Source organism: uncultured Campylobacter sp. (genome assembly GCF_938030815.1).
Classification (GTDB): domain Bacteria; phylum Campylobacterota; class Campylobacteria; order Campylobacterales; family Campylobacteraceae; genus Campylobacter_B.
Map to the genome: position 1 here is coordinate 1 of NZ_CALHII010000017.1, position 8005 is coordinate 8005.

Below are 8005 nucleotides of genomic sequence, written 5' to 3' on the forward strand. Positions count from 1 at the left end.
GCTCGCCGATTACGGATAGTCGCTACGAAAAAGCGCTTAGTATGGCGATTTCATATAAATTCTAAATCAAATTTTTGTCCCTTTAGGAGGATAAAATTTTACGATCAAAAGGGTGGGGGATTATTCAGCAGGCTGCGTGTGCAACGCAAAAATAGCGATGCAGGAATCGTATCAAGCAGTTAGGATGAAACGAGACTATTTTTCATCAGTCACTTTTTAAAATAAAATTTTGCGACTAAAAGGCGATTTTGCCTTTGTAAATTTTAAAATTTTGCTAAAAATTCTTCGTATTTTTCTGCACTTTTTGCGATATATTCGCTATCTGGATGAAATGAAAATCCATAGCCAAAGTGGCACGGCAGCAGTTTAGCACCCGTAAAATTCATCGCGCATTTAAAAGGCGTGATAACTTCTTCTATGCCAAATCCGATCGTGCCGTCTTTTTTATAGTTGTTTTGCTCGTCGCCTATAGTGATCGCTAGGGAGAATTCTTTGCCTTTTAGCTTGTCGCCGGTGCTACCGTAAGCCCAGCCGTAGGCAAATACATCGTCGAACCATTGCTTTAAAAGCGACGGATAGCTGTACCAATAAAGTGGAAACTGAATGATAATTTTATCGTGGCTTAAAAGTAACTCCTGCTCGCGCGCTACGTTTATTTCGCCGTTCGGATAAGCAGCGTAAATTTCGTGAATATCAAATTTATCCGCTTGCTTTTTGGCTACCTCGCGCCACGCCTTGTTTGCGTGTGAGCTTGCCATATCGGGATGAGCGATGATGATTAGGTTTTTCATATTTTCTCCTTGTTTTGAATTTCTTACATTATATGTTTTTTGGCTGAAATTTTGATTTATCATCTATCATAATATGGATATGAAATTTCAAGTGAAATTTTACTTCCACTCAAACTTTACTAGCAGGCTTGTAGTTTTTGCATGCGATTAGAAGTTAAATTTATAAGCAAATACGGCAGGCCCCAAAATCGATAGAATTTTACCTACTAAATTATATTAAAGATTTTAAATGTGGTTAAAAATGCGCCGAAAAATTCGGCGCAAATGAAAGGAATACTAATCTTAGATTAGCGCAGGAGCTACTAAAAATCCTAGAGCGACCGAAAGCGCAACCATAATGGTTCCCGGAAGGAAGAATGAGTGGTTAAATACAAATTTACCGACTCTAGTCGTTCCGGTATCGTCCATGGCGATCGCGCCGAGCGTCGTAGGATAGGTAGGGAGCACGAACAAGCCTGAAACGGCTGCGAACGATGCGACTAAGATCCAAATTTGACCGGAATTTTCAGGGCTAGTCATTCCAAGCGCGGCGGCAACGGCAGGCATCATAACCTTTGTGGTTGCAGCCTGCGAGTATAGTAAGCAGCTTAGGAAATATAGCGCGACGGCTAGTACGAAAGGATACTGCGTAACGACGTTTTTAGCTACCTCTTTGATGCTGTCGATGTGACCGTTTACAAAAGTGGTACCGAGCCATGCTATACCGATGACGCAGATGCACGCATTCATACCGCTTTGGAAAGTGCTGGTAGAGAGCAGTTTGCCCGTATCGATCTTGCACAAAACAGCGATAAGAAAGCCGATAGTTAGCATAAAGCTGATAATCGCACTATCTCTTGAAAGGATCGGTTTTTCTACCAAGCCGACGCTCTTTGAGATCGCAAGCGCATAGCAAACGACGATTAAAACGCCGATAGCAAATATAGCAACCGATCTTTTCGCGTAAGGCTTCGGCTCTTTATACTCCTCAGCTTTGATCTCGGCTACAAGACCTTTTGAAAGCCTCTCTTTGTAAACAGGGTCTTTTGAAAGATCAAGATCGTAGAATTTATTTACAATGAAAGCCGTGATGATCATAGCTACGAAGGTAGTAGAGATGCAGATAAACAAAAGCTTAGGATAGCTAACGCCTAGCTTCTCGCACAGACCGCTCATAGCGACGAACGCCGCCGAAATAGGGCTCGCAGTGATCGCTACCTGAGACGAAACGACCGAGAGCGCAAGAGGCGCGCTAGGTTTGATATTTTGCGTCTTAGCAACCTCGACGATAACCGGGATCATAGAAAACGCAGTGTGTCCGGTGCCCGCTAGTATCGTAAGTAGATAGGTAACGATAGGCGCTAGGAAGTTGATCTGTTTAGGATTTTTCCTTAAAATTTTAGATGCTACCTGAACCAAATAATCAAGTCCGCCTGCGACTTGCAGCGCCGTAATCGCGGAGATTACCGATGCGATAATTAGGATAACGTCAATCGGGATATCCTTCATATCGACCTTCATGCCCAAAATAGCTAGGACGACAACGCCCAAGCCGCCTGCATAACCGACGCCCATGCCGCCTAGCTTAACGCCTAGGTAGATGCCGCCGAGCAACACGATAAATTGCAATATCACCATAAAGTCCATTGCAAAACTCCTTATAAAGTAATTTTTTTAACGGCGCGCAGAATTCTAAAGATTTCAGCAGATAAAATCCGAATTATCTTTATAATTCAGTGGTCGGAATTCTATACGGAATTTTATCCTAAAATTTCGCAAGTGGAATTTTACTCCACGGAAGCTAAATCTAACTTGATGAAATTCTGCATCTACGGAATTCTGCACGATCAATCTTATCTATTTAGAATTCTATTTTGCGGAATTTCGCCTATTAAATTAACCGACGAAATTCCGCGCCGCACCTAGTTTGGAACTATTTTTTGCTCATATGTGGGTTGAGCATAGATTTAGGCTCTAGGATCTTATCGATCTCCTCTTTTTTCAAATATCCGCGCTCTAAGCAGATTTCGCCGACGGATTTTCCGGTCTGAAGCGCCTCTTTGGCGATACTTGCGGATTTTTCGTAACCGATATATGGATTGAATGCAGTAACGATACCAACGGAATTTAGCACCGATTTTAGGCAAGCTTCAGGGTTTGCTTTTAGATGTTTGATAGCTTTTTCAGCTAGTGTATTCATCGCATTTTCCAAAAGCACGATCGAGTTAAATAACGCATATGCGATGCCAGGCTCAAATGCATTTAGCTCAAATTCTCCGCGCTCGGAGCAAAGCATGATAGTTACGTCGTTGCCGATTACCTCATAGCAAGCCTCGCCTACAACCTCAGCGATGACTGGGTTTACTTTGCCCGGCATGATGGAGCTGCCTGGCTGCATCTTAGGAAGCTCGATTTCGCCTAGTCCGCATCTAGGACCGGAGTTCATAAGACGTAGGTCGTTTGCGATTTTGCTTAGGCGGACGGCTGCTGTTTTTAACGCGCCGCTAACGTGGACGAAGTCCGCAGTGTCTTGTGTGGCGGCGATGAAGTCCTCTGCGGCTTTAAATTTAACGCCGGTGATCTCGCCCAGTTTTTTCTCGACTACGTTTTTGTAATCAGGGTGGCAGTTGATGCCCGTACCAATCGCCGTAGCGCCCATATTTAAGTAAGTCATCGACTCTCTAGCAGCTTTGATAAGCGCGATATCGGTTTTGATGTAGGTAGCAAAAGCGTTGAAAGTATTTCCAAGAGTAGTAGGGACGGCATCCTCAAGCTCCGTCCTTCCCATTTTGATGACATCTTTGTATTCTTTGGCTTTAACTTCAAGCTCTTTTTTCAAATTTTCCATAGCTTTTAATAGATCGGTTAGCTTGGCGTAAGCGGCGACTTTGATCGAGCTAGGATAGGTATCGTTGGTGCTTTGACCCAAATTTGTGTGGTCGTTTGGATGGAGGTATTGGTATTCACCCTTTTTATGTCCCATGCTCTCCAAAGCTATATTGGTAATGACCTCGTTGGTATTCATATTCGTTGAAGTTCCGGCGCCACCTTGGATCATATCAACTACGAATTGATCTCTGAACTCTCCTGCGATGAGCCTGTCGCAAGCTTTTGCAATCGCATCGGCTTTTTGTGCGTCTAGGACTCCGACCTCTTTATTGGCTAGTGCAGCTGCTTTTTTGATTTGTGCAAATGCCTTGATAAAAAATGGATAGTCTTTGAGCGCTCGTCCGCTTAGATGGAAGTTCTCTAGTGCCCTAAATGTCTGCACACCGTAGTAAAAATCGTCGGAAATTTCTAATTCACCGATGAAATCGTGTTCTTTTCTGGTCTTTGCCATAATAAGTCCTTTCGTTGAAATTGTTAATGGAATTTTAAAGCTTTTAGTATTAAAAGCAGCTTAAAACGTAACGAAAAATTAAAATTTAGAAATTAGTATGATTGTTTAAGGCTTTAAATAGAATTTTACTTAAAAAATATTTTAGAATTCGCTACTAAGGCATAATTACACTTTAATAGAAATATCGTATTGCACGCAGATTATGAAAGTAAAATTATAAAAATTCTTGTTTAGCTTAAATTATAATTTGAAAAATTTGAAGTTAAAGGCGATAAAATGGAATTTTTCATTGTATTTATATTTACTAGCGCGGAGCTATCTTTTGCGTTTTATAAAATAAATATATAGGAGCGAGATTATAATGACGACAGCGAACAGAGCGATCGTAATTAGATGCAGATCTTGCTTGATTAGCTCCTCATTTTCGCCGATGAAATATCCCAAGCTCATAAGTATTAATGTCCAAATCGCAGCTCCAAGTCCGGTAAATAGCACGAAGCGCGCGACATTCATCTTTGCAAGCCCCGCAGGAAGGCTGATGTATTGACGGATGCCAGGGATTAGGCGGCAGTTAAACGTTGAAATTTCGCCATGGCGGTTAAAAAACGCTTCGAATTTTGCAAATTTCTCCTCGGTGATGCCTACGTATTTTCCGTATTTAGCGATAATTTTACGTCCAAAAAAGTAGCATAGATAGTAATTAAACAGCGCGCCGGTGATGCTGCCGCCAAGCCCACAAACAAATGCCGCAATAAAGCTCATCTGCGATTTTGAGGCCAGATAGCCTGCAGGGATCATCACGACTTCACTTGGGAAAGGAAAGAAGCTGCTTTCTAAAAACATCATCACAAAAACGCCAAGGTATCCCCAGCCCGCGACAAATTCTACGATAAAATTTACGATATTAGAAAGCATTTGAATTCCTTGATTTAATGTAAAAAAACCGGCTGTACTTAAAATTCCGCAAAATTTAACATCGACAGAGCGAATAAGTTTAGAATTTAACAATCCGGCGATACAAGAGTGATCTTAAAATTTCACAAAATTTAGCGCATATAAAACAAAGGCGCGGGCTAAAATTTATCCCTGCAAGTTACTGCCGCAGCGAACTTGCATATAAATTTAATAGCCTCGCGCCTTAAAATTAAAACTATTTTGCGTATTCGATGTTTAGTTTGCCGAATAACTCATTAGCCTTGTCATCAATTTTTTTGTTTACTTTGCTTGGAAGTAGCTGATTTTTGATGAGATCTTTTACCTTTTCAAACGGCATAGTCTCAGCCTTTTTGCTGCTTTCTTTGTAGATTACATGATATCCGAATTGTGTCTTTACCGGCGTTTTGCTCATCTCACCATCTTTTAGCGCAAAAGCCGCTTTTTCAAACTCCGGCACCATCATACCTTTACCGAAAGAGCCCAAATCGCCACCGTTTTCTTTAGCACTTGGATCGATTGAAATTTCTTTAGCTAGCTTATTAAATTCCTCTTTTAAATTCTCTTTTTTGACTTTTGATAATTTCGCAATCGCGTTTTTAGCAGCCTTTTCGTCTGCTACTAAGATATGGCTTACAGTAACGGAATCTGGTTGCATGAAATTCTGTTTATTTTCATCATAAATTTTTTTAGCTTCCTCGTCGCTGATGCTTACGTCTTTAGCCTGTTCGCGTTGCCATAGATTAAATGCGATGCCATCTTTAGCAAGCTCTAGCTGATGCTTATATTCGTCGCTGTTTTCAATACCTGATTTTTTCGCCTCTGCGATTAGAAGTTTGTATTTGATTAGATCATCGATTAGTTTTTTCTTCTCATCGGCGGTCGGTTCCTGCCCGCCGTGCTGCATACCTTGAGCCAAAAACGGTGCAACATCCTCATCCGTAATAGTGATATTTGCGTCTTTTGCAGTAGCCAAAACGCCTGCATTAAGCGAAGATATAGCCATAGCGGCAACAAAGCTGAAAGATAAAATTCTTTTCATTATTTTTCCTTTATTCGGTAAATTTCGTGCAATTATAAAAAAAGATAGTAAACAAAATAGCGAATGCTAGCAAATTCGGCGCGAATCCTGCGCCGAATTTTAAAAAGAGAGGAGTTAAAACGATGGAATGATTGCGCCTTTATATTGCGTCTCGATAAACTTTTTCACTTTCTCGCTTTGAATCGCTTTATCTAGCGCCTTGATTTTAGGGCTGTTTTCGTTGCCTTCTTTAACGCTGATGACATTTGTGTAAGGATTGCCCTCAGCCTTTTCTAAAAATAGCGAATCCTTGATTGGGTTTAAATTTGCGTTAAAGGCAAAATTTGAGTTGATGACTGCAATATCTACATCGCCCAGGGTGCGTGGAAGCGCGGCGCCTTCAAGCTCTAAAATTTCTAAATTTTTAGGATTTTTCGTGACATCTAACGGCGTGCGAAGCTTGGCGTTTTGATCAACTTCGATGAGCCCCGCGGCTACGAGCAGATCAAGAGCTCGGCTTTCGTTAGTCGGATCGTTTGGCACGGCAACTTTAGCGCCGTTTTTAAGATCTTTTAAATTTTTAATCTTATGGCTGTAGATGCCCATCGGCTCTAAATGCACGCCCACGGTCGCTTTTAACTTCGTGCCTTTATTAGCGTTAAATTCCTCCATATACGGCACGTGCTGAAAAAATCCCGCATCCACGTCGCCGCTGTCGGTAGCGAGGTTCGGGGTTACGTAGTCGTTGAAAACTTTTACTTCAAGATCGTAGCCTTGGGCTTTTAGATCGGGCTTGATCTGCTCTAAAATTTCGGCATGCGGTATCGGAGTAGCGGCTACTACGATTTTTTCGGCAAGAGCGAAGCTGACGACGCTGGCGCTAAGAAGCGAAGCGAGAAGAAATTTCTTCATATTTAATCCTTTTGGTTAAAATTTCGCGGTATTATAGCAGGTAGAATTTTTAATGTCAAGTGTTTTTATATGATTTTTCAAAATTTTATCTAAAATATTCTAAAATTCGATATTTTTACATATATTTAAATACTACATTTTATTGTATAATGCAGAATTGGCACGCTTTAATGAGCGCTTTACATAAATTCCGCTAAAATCGCAAAATTTAAAATTTTAAAAAAGGGCTGAAAATGGCAGATTTTTACGACGCGAAAGCCGTAGAGGAGAGCTTTTATAAAATTTGGGAGCAGCGCGGCTATTTCGAGATCGACGGAAATAAAGATATCCAGCAAAAAGGCAAAAACTTTTGCATTATGCTACCGCCGCCGAATGTTACCGGAGTGCTTCATATCGGGCATTCGCTCACTTATACGCTACAAGACATAATGACGCGATACAAGCGAATGGACGGTTACAAAACGCTGTGGCAGCCGGGGTTAGACCACGCAGGCATCGCGACGCAAAACGTCGTCGAGCGCGAGCTTTTGGCGCAAGGGATCAAAAAAGAAGAGATAGGGCGCGAGGAGTTTTTAAAGCACGTTTGGCGCTGGAAGGAGCAAAGCGGCGGGCAGATCGTAAAGCAGATGAAGCGCCTGGGCGTCACGCCCGCGTGGAGCAGACAGCGCTTCACGATGGACGAGGGGCTTAAAAACGCCGTGCGCAAAGCCTTCGTAAGCTTATACGACGCGGGGCTCATCGTGCGCGGAAACTATATGGTGAACTGGTGCACGCACGACGGCGCGCTAAGCGACGTGGAGGTCGAGCACAAGGAAAACAAAGGCAAGCTCTATCATCTGCGCTATTACTTTGCGGACGGACAAAATTTATCAAATTTAAACGGATGCCGAGCGTCAAATTTAAGTGAGAATTCTGTTTCAAATTTAACTCAAAATGACGAGGCAAAGTATCGCGATGAAGATTTGCAGGTTGTGCAGAATTTTGCGAGTGCAGATAGAACAAATAGTTCATCAAGCGAGCAAAATTCAA

7 protein-coding genes are annotated in these 8005 nt (G+C 41.9%); 1 reads left to right on the forward strand and 6 read right to left on the reverse strand.

The annotated features are described in order from the left end of the window. Positions 1-263: 263 nt before the first annotated feature. The 6 genes from Q0277_RS00430 to Q0277_RS00455 all read right to left on the reverse strand — a co-directional run bounded on the left by Q0277_RS00430 (position 264) and on the right by Q0277_RS00455 (position 6976). Positions 264-791: an NAD(P)H-dependent oxidoreductase gene (locus Q0277_RS00430; RefSeq protein ID WP_297994376.1), complete on the reverse strand. Its 528-nt coding sequence runs from the start codon at positions 789-791 to the stop codon at positions 264-266. Between the two features lie 282 nt (positions 792-1073). Then, positions 1074-2417, reverse strand: coding sequence for an anaerobic C4-dicarboxylate transporter (locus Q0277_RS00435; protein ID WP_005870691.1), 1344 nt, complete (start codon positions 2415-2417; stop codon positions 1074-1076). Between the two features lie 286 nt (positions 2418-2703). Further along, positions 2704-4110, reverse strand: coding sequence for an aspartate ammonia-lyase (locus Q0277_RS00440; protein ID WP_005870686.1), 1407 nt, complete (start codon positions 4108-4110; stop codon positions 2704-2706). A 315-nt stretch (positions 4111-4425) separates the two neighbouring features. Next, positions 4426-5025, reverse strand: coding sequence for a DedA family protein (locus Q0277_RS00445; protein ID WP_297994378.1), 600 nt, complete (start codon positions 5023-5025; stop codon positions 4426-4428). 235 nt (positions 5026-5260) lie between these two features. Then, entirely contained in the window at positions 5261-6085 is an 825-nt protein-coding gene (locus Q0277_RS00450; protein ID WP_297994381.1) for a peptidyl-prolyl cis-trans isomerase, read from the reverse strand. Between the two features lie 114 nt (positions 6086-6199). After that, positions 6200-6976, reverse strand: coding sequence for a MetQ/NlpA family ABC transporter substrate-binding protein (locus Q0277_RS00455; protein ID WP_005870677.1), 777 nt, complete (start codon positions 6974-6976; stop codon positions 6200-6202). A 233-nt stretch (positions 6977-7209) separates the two neighbouring features. Here Q0277_RS00455 and Q0277_RS00460 point away from each other — a divergent pair. Then, on the forward strand, positions 7210-8005 hold a 796-nt coding region (locus Q0277_RS00460; RefSeq protein ID WP_297994384.1), incomplete at its 3' end, for a class I tRNA ligase family protein.

What these genes read in the sequence shown, in the direction of transcription:
- Q0277_RS00430 (WP_297994376.1), bottom strand. Translation starts at nt 791, where the DNA reads ATGAAAAACCTAATCATCATCGCTCATCCCGATATGGCAAGCTCACAC.
- Q0277_RS00435 (WP_005870691.1), bottom strand. Translation starts at nt 2,417, where the DNA reads ATGGACTTTATGGTGATATTGCAATTTATCGTGTTGCTCGGCGGCATC.
- Q0277_RS00440 (WP_005870686.1), bottom strand. Translation starts at nt 4,110, where the DNA reads ATGGCAAAGACCAGAAAAGAACACGATTTCATCGGTGAATTAGAAATT.
- Q0277_RS00445 (WP_297994378.1), bottom strand. Translation starts at nt 5,025, where the DNA reads ATGCTTTCTAATATCGTAAATTTTATCGTAGAATTTGTCGCGGGCTGG.
- Q0277_RS00450 (WP_297994381.1), bottom strand. Translation starts at nt 6,085, where the DNA reads ATGAAAAGAATTTTATCTTTCAGCTTTGTTGCCGCTATGGCTATATCT.
- Q0277_RS00455 (WP_005870677.1), bottom strand. Translation starts at nt 6,976, where the DNA reads ATGAAGAAATTTCTTCTCGCTTCGCTTCTTAGCGCCAGCGTCGTCAGC.